Source organism: Bacillus sp. IT-79MI2, assembly GCF_949768135.1.
In the GTDB taxonomy this organism is placed as follows: Bacteria; Bacillota; Bacilli; order Bacillales; family Bacillaceae_G; genus Bacillus_A; species Bacillus_A pseudomycoides.
In genome coordinates, this window is record NZ_CATKPV010000053.1 from 1 (window position 1) to 17872 (window position 17872).

Below are 17872 nucleotides of genomic sequence, written 5' to 3' on the forward strand. Positions count from 1 at the left end.
ATATATTTTTATTTGCCAAATGTAGTAATCCATAAATTTAGCAATGCTAAAAAAGAAAAAAGAAGAGGCTGTTTAAAATAATAGCGATTTGTTTTGGTTTTCCAGGTTTTCCGAACGAACTTAGAATAATTCCGATAATGGACTAATTATTTCTACAAGCAGTATAGGTTTGAAGTAATGATAGTAGAAAAAGTGAGATGTTATAAAGGAAGAATCAATAATTGCACCAGTTACTGCGATGAAAAAAATAAATATGACCATACATTAAGGTTCTGCATAATTAATCCACCTATAAATTAGTGTGAACTTATAGTAATAGTATCATGAGCTTCACTTAAATATACAAAAAATGATATTACTTGAACCTTAATTTGATTACTTCTTCTTATGCTAAGGTTATACATAGTATGAATTTGAAAATACATAACTGTTATTGTGATAAATTTAGAAAATGAAATTCGATTAAATCCTGGTTAAGGTATTTTATCGCTACATGGCTAGATCTTCATATGATTGCATCTTATACGCCTATCCTAATTCCCTTTCCCACTTGCATATATTTTCACTTCTTCTTTTGAATATAACTAAAACACGAACGATATCAATAACTAACAAAAAAACATTCGATTATTTGTTGACATGGCTTATGAAATGTTGTTAATATATCCATAGAAACAATATTATATCGCACCTCATATAATCGCGGGGATATGGCCTGCAAGTCTCTACCTAACGACCGTTATTCGTTAGACTATGGGGGAAAGTCACTCGGTATTTTTCTATTCACAAGGGATACGTATGCCTGAGTAGAGCGCTTTCTCTCATAGTAAAAGAGAAACTGTTCTATTTCAGGCTTTTTTTATTTGAATCGGGGGGATTCTAATATGAAATCACTAGTTGGAGTCATAATGGGAAGCACGTCAGACTGGGAAACAATGAAATATGCTTGTGACATTTTAGATGAATTACACATTCCGTATGAGAAAAAAGTTGTATCCGCTCATCGGACTCCAGATTATATGTTTGAATATGCAGAAACAGCTCGTGAACGTGGATTAAAGGTTATTATTGCTGGAGCTGGGGGAGCCGCTCATTTACCAGGGATGGTTGCAGCGAAGACAAATCTTCCTGTAATCGGTGTTCCTGTTCAATCAAAAGCGTTAAATGGTTTAGATTCTTTACTGTCTATCGTTCAAATGCCAGGAGGGGTTCCAGTTGCGACTGTTGCGATTGGTAAGGCTGGTTCAACAAACGCAGGACTACTTGCAGCACAAATACTTGGATCATTTCATGATGACATACATGACGCATTAGAACTCAGACGAGAAGCAATTGAGAAAAATGTGCGTGAAGGTAGTGAACTGATATGACAAGAATCATTTTACCGGGAAAAACAATTGGAATTATTGGCGGTGGCCAGCTTGGAAGAATGATGGCGCTAGCAGCGAAGGAAATGGGTTATAAAATTGCTGTATTAGATCCGGCAAAACATTCACCATGTGCACAAGTTGCTGATATCGAAATTGTTGCATCTTACGATGATTTGAAAGCGATTCAGCATTTAGCGGAAATAAGCGATGTTATCACATATGAATTTGAGAATATTGATTATAGATGTTTACAATGGCTTGAAAAACATGCGTATTTACCACAAGGCAGTCAGTTATTAAACAAAACGCAAAATCGTTTTACAGAAAAGAATGCAATCGTAAAGGCTGGTTTACCAGTAGCACCATATAGACTTGTGAAGAAGCAAGATGAACTTTTAGAAGCAATTACGGAACTTTCCTTTCCTTGTGTGTTAAAAACAACAACAGGAGGATATGACGGAAAAGGGCAAGTTGTTTTAAGAAGTGAGACGGATGTTGTAAGAGCAAGGGAGCTTGCCAGTCAAGCTGAATGTATTCTTGAAAAATGGGTGCCATTTGAAAAAGAAATATCAGTTATTGTAACTCGTAGCGTAAGTGGTGAAACGAAGGTATTTCCAGTAGCTGAAAATATTCACGTTAATAACATCTTACATGAATCCATCGTACCAGCTCGTATTACAGAAGAGCTTTCACAAAAAGGAATTGAATATGCACAGGTACTAGCGGATGAACTGCAGCTTGTGGGAACACTAGCGGTAGAGATGTTTGCTACGGCAGATGGTGAGATTTATATTAATGAATTAGCACCAAGACCTCACAATTCTGGACATTATACACTGGATGCATGTGAAATAAGTCAATTTGGGCAACATATTCGAGCAATCTGTAATTTACCTCTTGGAGAAACAATTTTGTTAAAACCAGTTGTCATGGTAAACATTTTAGGCGAACATATAGAAGGGGTCCTAAAGCAAGTGAATAGATTAACCGGGTGCTATTTACACTTGTATGGAAAAGAAGAAGCAAAGCTGCAGCGTAAAATGGGGCATGTAAATATTTTAAATGAAAATGTTGAAGATGCTTTAGACAAAGCGCAAGAATTGCATATTTGGGACCATCAAGAACAACTGTTGGAGGGAAAAAAATGATTAGTCGTTATACACGCCCTGAAATGGGTGCGATTTGGACAGAAGAGAACAAATTTAAAGCGTGGTTAGAAGTTGAGATTTTAGCATGTGAAGCATGGGCCGAACTTGGTGATATCCCAAAAGAAGATGTGAAAAAAATTCGTGAACATGCAGCATTCGATATGGAGCGTATTTATGAGATTGAAAAAGAAACACGTCATGATGTAGTTGCTTTCACTCGTGCTGTATCAGAAACACCAGCATTAGGTGAAGAACGCAAATGGGTACATTACGGTTTAACATCTACAGACGTAGTAGATACAGCTTTATCTTATATCTTAAAACAAGCAAATGAAATTCTACTAAACGACTTAGAAAATTTCATTACTATTTTAGCTAACAAAGCAAAAGAGCATAAGTACACAATTATGATGGGAAGAACACACGGTGTTCATGCAGAACCAACAACATTTGGTTTAAAACTTGGTCTTTGGTATGAAGAAATGAAACGTAACTTAGACCGTTTCAAACAAGCAGCTGATACAGTTCGCGTTGGTAAATTGTCTGGTGCAGTTGGTACATACGCGAACATTAATCCATTCGTAGAAAAATATGTTTGTGAAAACTTAGGGCTAGAAGCAGCTCCGATTTCAACACAAACATTGCAACGTGATCGTCATGCACATTACATGTCAACACTTGCATTAATCGCAACATCTATTGAGAAAATGGCAGTCGAAATTCGTGGTTTACAAAAGAGTGAAACACGTGAAGTGGAAGAGGCATTTGCGAAAGGGCAAAAAGGTTCTTCTGCAATGCCACATAAACGAAATCCAATCGGTTCTGAAAATATGACTGGTTTAGCTCGTGTTATCCGTGGTTATATGATGACATCTTACGAGAATGTTCCATTATGGCATGAACGTGATATCTCACATTCTTCTGCAGAACGTATTATCTTACCAGATGCAACAATCGCATTAAACTACATGTTAAATCGCTTTGGTAATATCGTGAAAAACTTAACGGTATTCCCAGAGAACATGAAGCGTAATATGCAAAGAACATACGGTTTAATTTACTCTCAACGCGTAATGCTTACGCTAATCGACAAAGGTATGGTACGTGAAGAAGCTTACGATATCGTACAGCCTAAAGCGATGGAAGCTTGGGAGACACAAGTACAATTTAAAGAGCTTGTAGAAGCTGATGGGCGTATTACAAGCAAATTAACACAAGAAGAAATCAACGAATGCTTTAACTACGAGCATCACTTACAACATGTTGATACAATTTTTGAACGTCTTGGATTAAACTGATAATTTTATATGGCACAGAATAGAGTGATTCTGTGCCATTCTTTATAAAAAAAATATTCATATTTTTCAAACTACAGGGGGCTTGCGAAATGCAAAAGCTAGAATTGCTGTATGAAGGTAAGGCAAAAAGAATTTATCGTACAGAAGCAGCAGATATGGTTTGGGTAGAGTACAAAGATAGTGCTACTGCTTTCAATGGGGAGAAAAAAGCGACAATTACAGGAAAAGGTCGTCTGAACAATGAGATTACAACTCTTTTATTCAGAAAGTTACAAGAAGTGGGAATCAAAACACATTTTGTTGAGAAGCTGTCAGACACAGAACAACTTGTGAAAAAGGTAAGCATTATTCCATTAGAGGTTGTCACAAGAAACGTAATTGCAGGAAGTCTTTCAAAGCGATTAGGAATGGAAGAAGGAACTGCACTTGTAGCACCAATCGTAGAATTTTACTACAAAGATGATGATTTAGGAGATCCGCTTGTAACAGAAGATCATATCCGTGTGTTAAACGTTGCAACGCCAGAGCAAGTAAGTACATTAAGAGAAAAAGCTCTACAAATCAATCAAGTATTGATTGAGCACTTCGCAAGCTGTCGTGTAAGATTAGTAGATTTTAAATTAGAGTTTGGGCTAACAGAAGAAGGCGAAATCGTATTAGCGGATGAAATTTCACCAGATACTTGCCGTTTATGGGATAAAGAGAGTAATGAGAAATTTGATAAAGATGTATTCCGCCGTGATTTAGGTAATTTAACAGAGGCATATGAAGAAATTTTAAAACGTTTAGGGGGAGCTTCACATGTATAAAGTTAAGGTATATGTAACATTAAGAGAGAGCGTATTAGATCCACAAGGAACAGCAGTGAAAGGTGCTCTTCACAGTCTTTCCTTTACAGAAGTACAAGATGTCCGCATTGGTAAATATATGGAGTTAACAATCGATAAATCAGTAACTGATCTGGATAGCAAGGTAAAAGAAATGTGTGAAAAACTATTAGCAAACGTTGTAATGGAAGATTATCATTACGAAGTTGAGGAGGTTGTCGCACAGTGAAATTTGCCGTAATCGTTTTTCCAGGTTCGAACTGTGATGTTGATATGTTTCATGCAATTAAAGATGAGCTTGGCGAAGAGGTAGACTACGTTTGGCATGATGCAGAGAATTTAGATGAATATGATGCAATTCTTTTACCAGGAGGCTTCTCTTACGGTGATTACCTTCGCTGTGGTGCTATTTCTCGCTTCGCCAATGCAATGAAGGCTGTACAAAAAGCAGCTGAGCAAGGAAAGCCGATTTTAGGCGTATGTAATGGATTCCAAATTTTAGTTGAGTCAGGATTGTTACCAGGTGCACTAATGCGAAATGAAAACTTAAAGTTTATGTGCCGTACTGTTCAGTTACGTGTTGAAAATAACGAAACGATGTTTACATCGCAATATGAAAAAGGTGCAGTAATCAATATTCCAATTGCACATGGTGAAGGAAATTACTACTGCGATGAAGCAACTCTTAAAGAATTAGAAGAAAAGAACCAAATTGCATTCCGTTATGTAGACAATCCAAACGGAAGCGTTTCAGATATTGCAGGTATTGTAAATGAAAAAGGAAATGTACTTGGCATGATGCCACATCCAGAGCGTGCTGTGAGTGAATTGCTTGGCGGCGCTGAAGGGTTAAAAGTCTTTCAATCTATTTTGAAACATTGGAGGGAAACATATGTCGTTAATGCTTGAACCAAATCCAACACAAATTAAAGAAGAACGTATATATGCGGAAATGGGGCTAACAGACGAAGAGTTTGCCATGGTTGAAAAGATTTTAGGTCGTTTGCCGAACTACACAGAAACAGGACTATTCTCTGTTATGTGGTCAGAGCACTGTAGTTATAAAAACTCAAAACCAGTTCTTCGTAAGTTCCCAACAACAGGAGAGCGTGTACTACAAGGACCTGGTGAAGGTGCAGGGATTGTAGATATCGGTGATAACCAAGCGGTTGTATTTAAAATGGAAAGCCATAATCACCCTTCAGCAATTGAGCCATATCAAGGTGCGGCAACGGGTGTTGGTGGTATTATTCGCGATGTATTCTCTATGGGAGCACGTCCAGTAGCATTATTAAACTCACTTCGCTTCGGTGAACTACAATCACCACGCGTAAAATATTTATTTGAAGAAGTAGTTGCAGGGATTGCAGGATACGGTAACTGCATCGGTATTCCAACTGTGGGCGGAGAAGTACAGTTTGATCCGTGTTACGAAGGAAACCCACTTGTAAATGCAATGTGCGTTGGTTTAATTAATCATGAAGATATTAAAAAAGGGCAGGCGCATGGTGCTGGTAATACAGTGATGTACGTAGGTGCTTCAACAGGACGTGATGGCATTCACGGTGCAACTTTCGCATCAGAAGAATTATCTGAGAGTTCAGAAGCGAAACGTCCAGCAGTACAAGTAGGCGATCCATTTATGGAGAAACTTCTTATTGAAGCATGCCTAGAGCTAATCCAATCTGATGCTCTTGTCGGAATTCAAGATATGGGAGCAGCTGGTTTAACATCATCTTCTGCAGAAATGGCAAGTAAAGCAGGAATGGGTATTGAAATGTACTTAGACGATGTACCACAACGTGAAACAGGTATGACACCATACGAAATGATGTTATCTGAATCACAAGAACGTATGTTGATTGTGGTGAAAAAAGGTAGAGAACAAGAAATTGTAGATTTATTTGAAAAGTACGGACTTGCGGCAGTTACGATGGGGAAAGTAACTGAAGATAAAATGCTTCGATTATTCCATAAAGGTGAAATGGTAGCGGAAGTACCAGCGGATGCATTAGCAGAAGAAGCACCAATTTATCATAAGCCTTCAAAAGAGGCAACGTACTTTAAAGAGTTCCAAGAAATGAAGATGGAAACGCCGAAAGTAGATAACTATAGAGAGACATTACTAGCTCTATTACAACAACCAACGATTGCAAGTAAAGAGTGGGTATATGATCAGTACGATTATCAAGTACGCACAAGTACAGTTGTTACACCAGGATCAGATGCGGCAGTTGTACGTGTACGTGGTACAGAGAAAGCATTAGCAATGACAACAGACTGTAACTCTCGCTACATTTACTTAGATCCTGAAATGGGCGGTAAAATTGCAGTAGCAGAAGCAGCACGTAATATCGTATGTTCTGGTGGAGAACCACTTGCAATTACAGATTGCTTGAACTTTGGTAACCCAGAAAAACCAGAGATTTTCTGGCAAATTGAGAAGTCAGTAGATGGTATGAGTGAAGCTTGTCGCACATTACAAACTCCAGTTATCGGCGGAAACGTATCAATGTACAATGAACGTAGTGGTGAAGCTGTATATCCAACACCGACTGTTGGTATGGTAGGTCTTGTTCATGACTTAAAACATGTAACAACACAAGAGTTTAAGCAAGATGGCGATCTTATTTATGTAATTGGTGAAACGAAAGCTGAGTTTGGTGGAAGTGAATTGCAAAAGATGGTATACGGTAAAATCTTTGGTCAATCACCAAGCATCGATTTAGAAGTAGAATTAAAACGCCAAAAACAATTACTAGAAGCTATTCAAGCAGGACTTGTACAATCTGCACATGATGTTGCAGAAGGTGGTTTAGCGGTTGCGATTGCTGAAAGTGCAATTGGCGCTAAAGGCTTAGGTGCTACTGTGAAATTAGGTGGAGAAGCAACAGCGGCATTATTCGCGGAATCACAATCACGCTTTGTCATAACAGTAAAACGTGAACAACAAGAAGCATTTGAGAAATCAGTAGAAGCAATTCAAGTTGGGGAAGTCACAAATACGAATGAAGTAACAATTCACAATGAAGAAAATGAAGTATTACTTACAGCAAATGTTGATGAAATGAGAAAGGCTTGGAAAGGGGCAATCCCATGCTTGCTGAAATAAAGGGGTTAAATGAAGAATGTGGCGTTTTCGGAATTTGGGGGCATGAAAATGCAGCACAAGTTACGTACTACGGATTGCATAGTTTGCAGCACCGTGGGCAAGAAGGCGCGGGCATTGTTGTCAATAACGGGGAGAAAATTGTTGGCCATAAGGGGTTAGGTTTAGTATCAGAAGTGTTTTCAAGAGGTGAGCTAGAAGGCTTAAATGGAAAATCAGCAATTGGACACGTGCGCTATGCGACAGCAGGCGGAAGTGAAGTAGCAAATGTGCAACCATTACTATTCCGTTTCTCTGATCATAGTATGGCGTTAGCTCACAACGGAAATTTAATTAACGCAAAAATGCTTCGCCGTGAATTAGAGGCAGAAGGAAGTATTTTTCAAACAAGTTCAGATACAGAAGTACTGCTTCATTTAATTAAACGTAATACAAAAGGTTCACTAATCGAGAGCGTAAAAGATGCATTGAACAAAGTAAAAGGCGCATTTGCGTATCTTTTACTAACAGGAAACGAAATGATTGTTGCACTAGATCCGAATGGATTCCGGCCACTTTCAATTGGGAAAATGGGGGATGCGTATGTCGTAGCATCTGAAACATGTGCTTTTGATGTAGTTGGTGCAACATACATTCGTGATGTAGAACCTGGAGAACTACTTATCATTAATGACGAGGGTATTCAAGTAGATCGTTTTACAAACGAAGTAGACCATGCAATTTGTAGTATGGAATACATTTACTTTGCTCGTCCAGATTCTAATATTGCTGGCATTAACGTTCATGCAGCACGTAAAAATATGGGAAAACGTTTAGCGACGGAAGCTCCAATTGAAGCAGATATTGTAACAGGTGTTCCAGACTCTAGTATTTCGGCAGCGATCGGTTATGCAGAAGCAACAGGAATTCCATACGAATTAGGATTAATTAAAAATCGTTACGTTGGTCGTACCTTTATCCAACCTTCTCAAGAATTGCGTGAGCAAGGGGTAAAAATGAAGCTTTCAGCAGTACGAGGCGTGGTTGAAGGAAAGCGTGTTGTAATGATTGACGATTCCATTGTACGAGGAACAACAAGTAAACGTATTGTGCGCATGCTTCGTGAGGCAGGAGCGACAGAAGTACATGTGAGAATTGCTTCTCCGCCACTTAAGTACCCATGTTTCTATGGAATTGATATTCAAACGAGAAAAGAATTAATTGCAGCAAATAACTCTGTAGAAGAAATACGTCAAATCATCGGTGCAGATTCTTTAACATTTTTAAGTGAAGATGGCTTAGTAGATGCAATTGGACGTCCATATGAAGGGAAATACGGCGGCTTATGTATGGCTTACTTTAATGGAGATTATCCAACAGCTCTTTATGATTATGAGCAAGAGCTTTTAGAAAGTATGAAATAAAAAGGCGAGAAGCTTCTACTTCATTTTAAGTAGAAGCTAGCTTTTTCCTAAAACATACTCTATAAAGAGAGTGCCCGCTTGGGTGGGAGAAATTAAAAGACGAGGTGTAAAAAACGATGGCGAATGCATATAAGCAAGCAGGAGTGGATATTGAAGCTGGATATGAAGCGGTATCTCGCATGAAAAAACACGTACAAACAACAATGAGAAAAGAAGTACTAGGCGGTCTTGGCGGTTTTGGAGGTATGTTTGATCTATCAAAATTTGCATTAGAAGAACCTGTATTAGTATCTGGAACAGACGGCGTGGGTACAAAATTGATGCTCGCTTTTATGATGGATAAACATGACACAATTGGTATTGATGCAGTAGCGATGTGTGTAAATGATATTGTTGTCCAAGGGGCAGAACCGCTTTTCTTCCTTGATTACATTGCTTGCGGTAAAGCAGAACCTAGTAAAATTGAAAACATCGTCAAAGGTATATCAGAAGGTTGTCGCCAAGCGAGTTGTGCATTAATTGGTGGAGAGACAGCTGAGATGCCAGGTATGTATTCCACTGAAGAGTATGACTTAGCTGGTTTTACTGTTGGAATTGTTGATAAAAAGAAAATTGTAACAGGTCAGTCTATTGAAGCTGGTCATGTATTAATTGGTTTAGCATCTAGTGGTATTCATAGTAACGGGTATTCTTTAGTACGAAAAGTGTTATTGGAAGACGGACAGCTATCTTTAGATCGTATACATGGTCGCTTAGAACTACCTCTTGGTGAAGAACTATTAAAACCAACGAAAATTTATGTCAAACCTATTTTAGAACTATTGAAAAAGTATGAAGTGTATGGCATGGCACATATTACAGGTGGCGGCTTTATTGAAAATATTCCACGTATGTTGCCGGAAGGAATCGGTGCAGAAATTGAACTAGGTTCTTGGCAAATTCAACCGATTTTCAGCTTACTTCAAGAGGTTGGAAAATTAGAAGAAAAAGAAATGTTCAATATTTTTAACATGGGTATTGGTATGGTAGTTGCAGTAAAAGAAGAAGATGCAAAAGCTGTTGTTCAACTTCTTGCAGAACAAGGAGAAAAAGCACATATTATTGGACGTACTGTAAAAGGATCAGGTGTTACTTTTAATGGAGGCGCAGAACTATGAGTAGATTGGCAGTCTTTGCCTCTGGGAGCGGCTCTAACTTCCAAGCACTAATTAATGCAGTGGAAGAAAAAAGATTACATGCTGAAATTAGTTTGCTAGTATGTGATCAACCCGAGGCACGTGTTATCGGACGAGCGCATTATCATCATGTTCCATGCTTTGCTTTTTCAGCGAAAGAATATGAATCAAAAGAAGCATTTGAAAATGGGATATTAAAAAAACTGCGAGAATACGAGATTGATTGTGTTATTTTGGCAGGATATATGCGTCTTATCGGGCCAACATTATTAGAAGCCTATGGTGGGAAAATCATTAACATTCATCCATCATTATTACCGAGTTTTCCAGGGAAAGATGCTGTTGGTCAAGCATTAGAAGCGGGTGTGAAAGTAACTGGTGTGACAATTCATTATGTAGATGCAGGGATGGATACAGGACCAATTATCGCACAAGAAGCAGTAACAGTTTCTGAAACGGATACGAGAGAGAGTTTACAAAAGAAAATTCAGCAAGTTGAACATAGATTGTACGTAGATACGGTGAACGAAATCGTTCAATTTATAGAAGAGCCAACTGTTAAATAACATTCAACTAGGGGTGAAGGATAAATGAAAAAGCGTGCATTAGTAAGTGTTTCGAATAAAACAGGCGTTGTAGAATTTGTTAAAGGATTACTTGAACAAGGGATTGAAGTTATTTCAACAGGCGGAACGAAAAAATTATTAGAAGAAAACGGCTTACAAGTCATCGGGATTTCTGAAGTAACAGGTTTCCCAGAAATTATGGATGGACGTGTGAAAACATTACATCCAAACATCCATGGTGGTTTACTTGCAGTACGTGACAATGAAACTCATGTAGCGCAAATGAATGAATTAGGTATTGAGCCAATAGATTTTGTTGTTGTAAACTTATATCCATTTAAAGAAACAGTTGCTAAACTTGATGTGACATTTGCTGATGCAATTGAAAATATTGATATCGGTGGTCCAACAATGATTCGTTCAGCTGCGAAAAATCATAAATTTGTATCAGTAATCGTTGATCCAACAGATTATGATGTTGTACTAGCTGAGTTAAAAGAAAACGGTGAAGTTACAGACGAAACAAAACGTAAATTAGCAGCAAAAGTATTCCGTCATACAGCGGCATATGATGCATTAATTTCAAACTATTTAACTGAACAAATGGGAGAAGAAAGCCCAGAAACATTAACAGTAACATTCGAGAAAAAACAAGATTTACGTTACGGAGAAAACCCGCATCAAAAAGCAACATTCTATAAAGCACCATTTGCAGCAACGTCTTCTGTTGCATATGCAGAGCAGTTACATGGAAAAGAGCTATCTTACAACAATATCAATGACGCAGATGCAGCGCTTAGCATCGTGAAAGAATTTACAGAACCAGCAGTGGTAGCAGTAAAACATATGAACCCATGCGGAGTTGGTGTTGGTACTGATATTCATGAAGCATATACACGTGCTTACGAAGCAGATCCAGTATCGATCTTTGGCGGCATTATTGCAGCGAATCGTGAAATTGATAAAGCTACAGCAGAAAAATTACATGAAATTTTCTTAGAAATTATTATTGCACCTTCCTTCTCAGAGGAAGCATTAGAAGTGTTGCAAAGTAAGAAAAACTTACGCCTTTTAACTGTAAATATTGAAAAAGCAGTAAATGCAAGTAAAAAATTAACTTCTGTACAAGGTGGCCTTCTTGTTCAAGAAGAAGATACGCTAGCGCTAGATGAAGATACAATTACAGTTCCAACAAAACGTGAACCAACAGAGCAAGAATGGGCCGATTTAAAACTAGCTTGGAAAGTTGTCAAACACGTAAAATCAAATGCAATTGTTTTAGCAAAAGATAATATGACAATTGGAGTTGGAGCCGGACAAATGAACCGCGTTGGCTCAGCGAAAATTGCTATTACACAAGCTGCTGATAAAGCACAAGGTAGTGCGCTTGCATCTGATGCGTTTTTCCCAATGCCAGATACAGTAGAAGAGGCCGCTAAAGCAGGGATTACAGCAATCATTCAACCAGGCGGATCGATTCGTGATGAAGATTCTATTAAAAAAGCTGATGAGTTTGGCATTGCGATGGTGTTCACTGGCGTACGTCATTTCAAACATTAATAGAGGAAGTTTAAAAAGTCCGGTCAAGATAACCTTCGCATTTCTTCGTTGCATTGCCAGTCCGGTACTCATGTAGTGTCAGCTACACTCCGTGTCCTCCTGGCAGCTGCGCCTCGAACTGCTCGGTTCTCTTGATCCTCCTTTTTAAACTTATATTGTCAGAAGAAGTTCAAAAAGTCCGGTCAAGATAATCTTCTTTTTGAGCATGAACGAGTAGAAACAAACTAGGGGCATTGCTCCTGGTTTGTACTTATTTGAATAATGGAGGATGACATATGAATGTTTTAGTAATTGGCCGCGGTGGACGTGAGCATGCTTTAGCTTGGAAGTTTGCACAGTCTGAGCAAGTGGAAAAGGTATATGTAGCACCAGGAAATGAAGGTATGAGAGATGTGGCAACGCCAGTTGCTATTGATGAAAATGATTTTGATACACTTGTTCTGTTTGCGAAAGAGAACAATATAGGTTTAACATTCGTCGGTCCCGAAATTCCGCTTATGAATGGGATTGTCGATCGTTTTGAGGCAGAAGGACTTCGTGTTTTTGGTCCGAATAAAGCAGCGGCCGTGATTGAGGGCAGTAAAGCTTTTACAAAAGAATTGATGAAAAAGTACGATATTCCAACAGCAGCATATGAAACGTTCACGAATTATGAGGAAGCAGTAGCGTATATTCAAAAAATTGGTGCACCAATTGTTATTAAAGCGGACGGTTTAGCAGCTGGTAAAGGTGTAACAGTGGCAATGACGTTAGAAGAGGCATTACAAGCTGTAAAAGAAATGCTGCAAGATGTGAAATTTGGTGAAGCAAGTAAAAAGGTTGTTATTGAAGAGTTTTTAGATGGACAGGAATTCTCTTTAATGGCATTCGTAAATGGAACAACTGTTTATCCAATGGTAATTGCACAAGATCATAAACGCGCTTTTGATGGTGATAAAGGACCGAATACAGGAGGAATGGGTGCATATTCTCCAGTACCACAAATTCCAGAATCAGCGGTTGAAGTAGCGATTGAAACGGTTTTACATCCAACCGCTCAGGCGATGATCAAAGAAGGTCGTTCATTTACAGGTATTTTATATGCAGGCCTTATTTTAACAAACGAAGGCCCAAAAGTAATTGAGTTTAATGCTCGTTTTGGAGATCCGGAAACAGAGGTTGTACTGCCTCGTTTAGACAATGATTTAGTTGATGTATGTAATAGCGTTTTAGATGGAGAAAAATTAGTACTTAAATGGTCCGAAGAAGCGGTTATTGGTGTCGTACTTGCTTCAAACGGATATCCGGAAGCATATGAAAAAGGCGCTATTATTCGCGGATTAGATACATTAGAAGATGCAATTGTTTTTCACGCAGGTACAGCTATGAAGCATGGAGATTTCGTAACAAACGGTGGTCGTGTACTATTTGTTGCTTGTAAGGAAAAAAACTTACAAGAAGCGAAGGATAAAGTATATAAAGAGATAGAAAAAATCGAGAGTGATGGTTTATTTTATCGAAGTGATATCGGATATCGCGCAATTGAAAAGGTCGATTGCTAGAAGCTAACATGTTTTATGTTAGCTTCTTTTTTGGTTTAATAGTTTTTATGAAAAAAGCAAGTTCTAATAATAAAAGTAGTATATTATCTAGTTGGCTCAGATATTCCGAGTTTCTCCATTTTTCTGTATAGCGTTCGTACACTTACTCCTAAAGCAGCAGCGGCTTGTTTTTTTCCTTCATAATCATAACCATAGTCATGAAGTTTTTGAATAATGCTTTCTTTTTCAGCCTCTTGTAATGCACCATGTTGTTTTGTGGATGAACGCAGCAAATCCGAATTATTTTGAAGAAATGCTGGTAGTGATGATTCAGTTAATTGGCCGCTTTTCTCCATATTCATGCTATATTCTAAAACATTCTCTAGCTCACGAATGTTCCCGGGCCAGTGATATTGCTTTAACTTTTCTAAAAAATCATCTGTATGAGTTTGAATGAATCTTCCTGTTCTTGTTTGTAATTTTTCAATTAAGAAGGGAACTAGTTTTTTTAAGTCTTCTTTTCGCTCTCTTAATGGTGGCAAATGGATAGGAATAACATTTAGTCTGTAGTAAAGATCGGAACGGAATTGTTTAGATTCCATCAATTTTTCTAATGATTGATTAGATGCAGCGATAATCCGGATATTCACTTTTTTAGGAAGTGTTCCACCAATTCTTTGTACAACACCATCTTGCAGCACTTTCAATAGTTTTGGTTGTAAATGGAGAGGGAGATCGGCAATTTCATCTAAAAATAGTGTTCCTCGATCAGCCATTTCAAAGTAACCTGGTTTTCCTTTTTTTCTTGCTCCCGTAAATGCGCCTTCCTCATAGCCGAAGAGTTCACTCTCGAATAACGATTCAGGAATACTAGCACAATTTATTTCAATGAAATCTCCCCTTTGGAACATGCTTTGTTCATGAATTAGTTTTGCCATTAAGCTTTTCCCCGTCCCGGTTTCTCCTGTAATCACGATAGAGGAAGTACTACTTTTCATATTTTTTAAGATTTCTTTTATGTTTTGTAATGTATAGCTGTTTCCAAGGATATATTCAGTTTGTTTTAATTTTGTTCCTATTTTGGAAGTAGAATAATTCATTTCATGGATAATCTCAGTAATAATTTCTTTTAATTTTTCCATCCAATAGATAAAGTCTTTTTGCTGATCGAGTAATTTTTGTTGCTTATCTTTGGAAAAACTAACGAATGAAAGATAGCCATAGTGGCGTTCATTTTGAATCATATTTTGTATAATTTCTGCAGTTGATGGACAGCTCTTTTGAAAGTGACAACCATGACACATATTCATATGTCCTGGCTTATGTACAAAGGTAATGGGATGCTCGTATAGTTTTTGGAAAAAGGGGAGGTAGACACGTTCTCCTTTTTTCTTTTTATATTCTTCCGTTGAAGAAACTAATAGCCCTTCATGGTTGAAATAGGCAATTTCTATTTGTAAGAGTTCGGAAAAGGTATAAATAATTTTTGTGATTGCTGTGATTGTAGACAATTTAGAACCTCCTCTCTATTATATAACCATTGTATGATAATTCTGAAAAATACAAAAGTGTCAAACGTTTGTCAAAAATGTCAAACAATCGTACTAAGATTGCTTGCTATGATAAGGATTTTCTATGCAATAACATTGGCATGATTTTTGCTTAATAAAAAGCAGATGCAAATAAAGGAGGCTTTTTATGGAAAGAGATTATTTTCAATTAAAGGATAAAGTGGCGGTTGTAACTGGGGCGGCATCAGGAATTGGGTATGCGACTGCAACAATTTTTGCTGAAGTAGGGGCTACCGTTATTCTTTTAGATATTGATGAAGAAAAAGGTATGCAGGCCGCACAGAGTTTACGAGATGATGGACAGCGAGCAGAGTTTTTGAAGTGCGATGTAACAAGTGAGTTAGATTGTAAGAATGTCAGTGAACGTATTAGGCAGGTATATGGAAATGTAGATGTGTTGTTTAACAATGCGGGAATTATTAGAAGAAAAACAGTTGTTGAATTAGAGGAAAGGGAATGGGATTCAGTTATTAATGTTTCATTAAAAGGTGTATATCTTTTATCTAAATATATCATTCCAATTATGGCTGAAAAGCAAGGTGGGAGCATTATCAACACAGGTTCCGGATGGGGGCTAAAAGGAGGCGATAAAGCAGCTGCTTATTGTGCTGCGAAGGCCGGGGTTGTGAACTTAACGAAGGCGATGGCAATTGATCATGGTCCGCAAAATATTAGAGTGAATTGTATATGTCCTGGTGATACAGATACACAGTTACTACGTGACGAGGCGAAGCAATTAAATGTGGAAGAGGGAACATTTTTGAAAGAGTCAGCAACAGATCGGCCTCTATCAAGAATTGGTACGCCTCGTGATATCGCAAAAGGTGTTTTATTTTTAGCTAGCGATTTGTCATCTTGGGTGACAGGAACAGAACTTGTTGTTGATGGTGGAGGTTTAGCATAATTGAAAGAATTTTAATAAGGGGGTATTAAGATGACGAAAAAGGTACATCCTTACATTCCAAATATGGTACCTGAAGTAAAGGAAGAGATGTTAAAAGAAATAGGCGCTGAATCAGTGATGGAATTATACGCTTGTATACCAGATGAACTAAAGTTGAAAGAGGAAATGAACATACCAAAGGCGCTTACAGAATACGAATTGCGTCGCCTCATTGAAGGAATATTGTGTAAGAACACGAGTACAAGTGAATATCTAAACTTTCTAGGAGCAGGTTGCTGGCAGCATTTTGTACCAGCAGTTTGCGATGAAGTGAATCAAAGATCGGAATTTCTGACGGCATATGCCGGTGAACCTTACGAGGATCATGGTAGATTCCAAGCGTTATTTGAATATCAAAGTCTAGTAGCTGAACTTGTTGATATGGATGTTGTAAATGTACCGACGTTTGATTGGGGGCAAGCAGCAGCTACAGCGATTCGGATGGCTGCTCGTATAACAAAAAGAACAGAGGTATTAGTAGCGCAAACCGTATCACCTGAAAGAATGAAAATTATTCAAAATTATGGCTCCCCAGATCTTGAATTTGTTTTTGTTAGTTATGATGCTGAGAATGGTCTTCTAGATTTAGAAGATTTAAAGAATAAGATTTCTTCTAATGTGGCAGCCATTTATTTTGAAAATCCTTCCTATTTAGGGTTTATTGAATCACAAGGTATGGAAATTGCGGGAATTGCGAAGCAGAATGATGCACTAGTAGTAGTTGGTGTTGATCCAATTTCACTTGGAGTGTTGGCGCCGCCAAGTCACTATCAAGCGGATATTGTTTGTGGTGATTTGCAGCCGCTTGGTATGCATATGAACTATAGCGGAGGGCAAGCGGGATTCATTGCTACAAGGGATGAAGAAAAGTTTATTAATGAATATCCTTCACGTCTATTTGGAATTGTGCCAACAGTAAAAGAAGGGGAGTATGGCTTTGGCGATGTGGCTTATGATCGGACATCTTTTGCCCTTCGTGAAAAAGGAAAAGAATCAGTTGGTACACAAACTGCGTTATGGGGAATTACAGCTGGGGTTTATTTATCGTTACTTGGACCGAATGGTATGTATGAATTAGGTCAAACCATTATGCAAAATAGTCAATATGCAGTAAAACAACTGAACAAAATTCCTGGAGTGAGAGGTTCAAGATTAAGTTCTCCATTTTTCAAAGAATTTCTTGTCGATTTTAATGAAACTGGTTTATCGGTAGAAACCATAAATAAAAAATTATTAGAAAAGCAGATATTTGGAGGAAAGGATATTTCAAAAGAGTTTCCTATATTTGGCCAATGTGCTTTATATTGCGTTACAGAAGTCCATACGAAGGAAGACCTTGATCGGTTAATTGATGCTCTTCAGGAAGTTGTGACGAATTAAAA

At 37.9% G+C, this 17872-nt stretch carries 15 protein-coding genes and 1 riboswitch; of the genes, 14 read left to right on the forward strand and 1 reads right to left on the reverse strand.

The genetic code is table 11. The features are described 5' to 3' along the window. The first annotated feature begins 672 nt into the window (after positions 1–672). Positions 673–774: riboswitch (purine riboswitch) on the forward strand. A 110-nt stretch (positions 775–884) separates the two neighbouring features. The 12 genes from purE (at position 885) to purD (ending at position 13997) form a co-directional block, all read left to right on the forward strand. Further along, the gene (purE, locus tag ACM6HU_RS10675; RefSeq protein WP_000839362.1) at positions 885–1370 is read left to right on the forward strand and encodes a 5-(carboxyamino)imidazole ribonucleotide mutase; all 486 of its coding nucleotides are present in this window, start codon (positions 885–887) and stop codon (positions 1368–1370) included. Beyond that, a complete protein-coding gene (gene purK / locus ACM6HU_RS10680; RefSeq protein ID WP_016132491.1) occupies positions 1367–2518 on the forward strand; it encodes a 5-(carboxyamino)imidazole ribonucleotide synthase in 1152 nt (383 codons plus the stop codon). Before purE ends, purK begins: the two co-directional genes overlap by 4 nt. Beyond that, entirely contained in the window at positions 2515–3816 is a 1302-nt protein-coding gene (purB, locus tag ACM6HU_RS10685) for an adenylosuccinate lyase (RefSeq protein ID WP_016132492.1), read from the forward strand. The genes purK and purB overlap by 4 nt, the downstream gene beginning before the upstream one ends. Before the next feature lie 89 nt (positions 3817–3905). Then, positions 3906–4625 carry a phosphoribosylaminoimidazolesuccinocarboxamide synthase gene (gene purC, locus ACM6HU_RS10690; RefSeq protein WP_016132262.1) on the forward strand — a complete coding sequence of 240 codons (720 nt, stop codon included), beginning with the start codon at positions 3906–3908 and terminating at the stop codon, positions 4623–4625. Next, a complete protein-coding gene (gene purS / locus ACM6HU_RS10695) occupies positions 4618–4872 on the forward strand; it encodes a phosphoribosylformylglycinamidine synthase subunit PurS (protein ID WP_016132493.1) in 255 nt (84 codons plus the stop codon). Before purC ends, purS begins: the two co-directional genes overlap by 8 nt. After that, the gene (gene purQ / locus ACM6HU_RS10700) at positions 4869–5552 is read left to right on the forward strand and encodes a phosphoribosylformylglycinamidine synthase subunit PurQ (RefSeq protein ID WP_016132494.1); all 684 of its coding nucleotides are present in this window, start codon (positions 4869–4871) and stop codon (positions 5550–5552) included. Before purS ends, purQ begins: the two co-directional genes overlap by 4 nt. After that, entirely contained in the window at positions 5536–7755 is a 2220-nt protein-coding gene (gene purL, locus ACM6HU_RS10705) for a phosphoribosylformylglycinamidine synthase II (protein ID WP_016132495.1), read from the forward strand. Before purQ ends, purL begins: the two co-directional genes overlap by 17 nt. After that, positions 7740–9155 (forward strand): amidophosphoribosyltransferase, encoded by a 1416-nt coding sequence (gene purF, locus ACM6HU_RS10710; RefSeq protein ID WP_016132266.1) that lies wholly within the window; start codon positions 7740–7742, stop codon positions 9153–9155. The genes purL and purF overlap by 16 nt, the downstream gene beginning before the upstream one ends. A 116-nt stretch (positions 9156–9271) precedes the next feature. Continuing rightward, positions 9272–10312: a phosphoribosylformylglycinamidine cyclo-ligase gene (gene purM / locus ACM6HU_RS10715; RefSeq protein ID WP_077295398.1), complete on the forward strand. Its 1041-nt coding sequence runs from the start codon at positions 9272–9274 to the stop codon at positions 10310–10312. Next, on the forward strand, positions 10309–10896 hold the full coding sequence (purN, locus tag ACM6HU_RS10720) for a phosphoribosylglycinamide formyltransferase (protein ID WP_016132268.1): 588 nt from the start codon (positions 10309–10311) through the stop codon (positions 10894–10896). The genes purM and purN overlap by 4 nt, the downstream gene beginning before the upstream one ends. Positions 10897–10920: 24 nt before the next feature. Continuing rightward, positions 10921–12456: a bifunctional phosphoribosylaminoimidazolecarboxamide formyltransferase/IMP cyclohydrolase gene (gene purH, locus ACM6HU_RS10725; protein ID WP_016132497.1), complete on the forward strand. Its 1536-nt coding sequence runs from the start codon at positions 10921–10923 to the stop codon at positions 12454–12456. A gap of 275 nt (positions 12457–12731) precedes the next feature. Next, positions 12732–13997: a phosphoribosylamine--glycine ligase gene (gene purD / locus ACM6HU_RS10730; RefSeq protein WP_016132270.1), complete on the forward strand. Its 1266-nt coding sequence runs from the start codon at positions 12732–12734 to the stop codon at positions 13995–13997. Positions 13998–14080: 83 nt separating this feature from the next. Here the strand turns inward: purD and ACM6HU_RS10735 are convergent, their stop codons facing one another. After that, on the reverse strand, positions 14081–15487 hold the full coding sequence (locus ACM6HU_RS10735; protein WP_016132498.1) for a sigma-54 interaction domain-containing protein: 1407 nt from the start codon (positions 15485–15487) through the stop codon (positions 14081–14083). A 187-nt stretch (positions 15488–15674) separates the two neighbouring features. On the opposite strand from ACM6HU_RS10735, the gene ACM6HU_RS10740 reads away from it, so the two are divergent. Together ACM6HU_RS10740 and gcvPA are read left to right on the forward strand one after the other, a co-directional pair. After that, a complete protein-coding gene (locus ACM6HU_RS10740) occupies positions 15675–16451 on the forward strand; it encodes an SDR family NAD(P)-dependent oxidoreductase (protein WP_016132272.1) in 777 nt (258 codons plus the stop codon). A 30-nt stretch (positions 16452–16481) separates the two neighbouring features. Beyond that, complete coding sequence (gene gcvPA, locus ACM6HU_RS10745; protein ID WP_016132499.1) at positions 16482–17870, forward strand: aminomethyl-transferring glycine dehydrogenase subunit GcvPA; 1389 nt, start codon at positions 16482–16484, stop codon at positions 17868–17870. Positions 17871–17872 lie beyond the last annotated feature (2 nt).